The organism is Pseudomonas sp. SWRI92 (assembly GCF_014268685.1).
GTDB lineage: Bacteria > Pseudomonadota > Gammaproteobacteria > Pseudomonadales > Pseudomonadaceae > Aquipseudomonas > Aquipseudomonas marvdashtae.
Map to the genome: position 1 here is coordinate 1 of NZ_JABWQY010000037.1, position 1,612 is coordinate 1,612.

Genomic DNA, 1,612 nt, shown 5'->3' on the forward strand with positions numbered 1-1,612 from the left:
CGAGACGCCAGCCAATGACGTCTACAACAACGGCAGTACGGTTAGCACCACCATTACCGGCGCAACCGGCGGCAACTTCGAGAACCTGGTCCCGAGCACTGCGCCTGCGGTCACTACGATTACCGATTCGGTAGACGCGACTACCGTGACGCTGACTGCTACACCGACCGTGAACGAAAACGGCACCATCACCTACACCGCAACCCTGACCGGTGCCGACGGCAAACCCGTCACCGCACAGAATGGTCCGGTGACCGTGACCCTGGACAGCGGCAAGACCATCACCATCGCAGCCGGTGCAAGCTCGGGTGCGTTGGATGTGGCGGTCGGCAACGACGTGTACCAAGGCCCGACGACCGTTACCGAGTCGATCAAAGATGCATCCGGTGGCAACCTCGAAGCCATCGCGCCAAACACCGCTCCGGCCAGCACCATCGTCAGCGATGTCGACGACACCACCACGGTAACGTTGACCGCTACGCCAACCGTGAACGAAAACGGCACCATCACCTACACCGCAACCCTGACCGGTGCTGACGGCAAGCCCGTCACCGCACAGAATGGTCCGGTGACTGTGACCCTGGACAGCGGCAAGACCATCACCATCGCCGCCGGCGCAAGCTCGGGTGTGTTGGATGTCGCGGTTGGCAACGATGTGTACCAAGGCCCGACCACCGTCACTGAGTCGATTACCTCGGCATCGGGCGGTAACTTGGAAGCCATTGCTCCGAACACCGCGCCAGTCAGCACCGTGGTCAGCGATGTTGACGACACCACTACCGTGACGTTGACCGCTACGCCGACCGTGAATGAAAACGGCACCATTACCTACACTGCGACCCTGACCGGTGCCGACGGCAAACCCGTCACCGCGCAAAACGGTCCGGTGACGGTCACGCTCGAAAGCGGTAAAACCATCACCATCGCAGCCGGTGCAAGCTCGGGGGCGTTGGATGTCGCGGTCGGCAACGACGTCTACCAAGGCCCAACCACCGTCACCGAGTCGATCAAAGATGCATCCGGTGGCAACCTCGAAGCCATTGCTCCGAACACCGCGCCGGTCAGCACCATCGTCAGCGATGTCGACGACACCACTACCGTGACGTTGACCGCCACACCGACCGTGAACGAAAACGGCACCATCACCTACACCGCCACCCTGACCGGTGCCGACGGCAAACCGGTCACCGCACAGAACGGCCCGGTGACCGTGACGCTGGACAGCGGCAAGACCATCACCATCGCAGCCGGTGCAAGTTCCGGCGTCTTGGACGTAGCCGTCGGCAACGACGTGTACCAAGGCCCGACGACAATTACCGAGTCGATCAAAGATGCATCCGGTGGCAACCTGGAAGCCATCGCACCAAACACCGCTCCGGCCAGCACCATCGTCAGCGATGTCGACGACACCACCACGGTGACGTTGACCGCTACTCCGACCGTGAACGAAAACGGCACGATCACTTACACCGCCACCCTGACCGGTGCCGACGGCAAACCGGTCACCGCACAAAACGGTCCGGTCACCGTGACGCTGGAAAGCGGTAAAACCATCACCATCGCAGCCGGTGCAAGCTCGGGTGCGTTGGATGTCGCGGTCGGCAACGATGTG

General features: G+C 61.9%; 1 protein-coding gene. It reads left to right on the forward strand.

Annotated elements, in window-relative coordinates; translation table 11 throughout:
- A partial coding sequence (locus HU762_RS26475) for an immunoglobulin-like domain-containing protein (RefSeq protein WP_346656883.1) occupies nucleotides 1–1,612 on the forward strand: 1,612 nt, incomplete at both ends.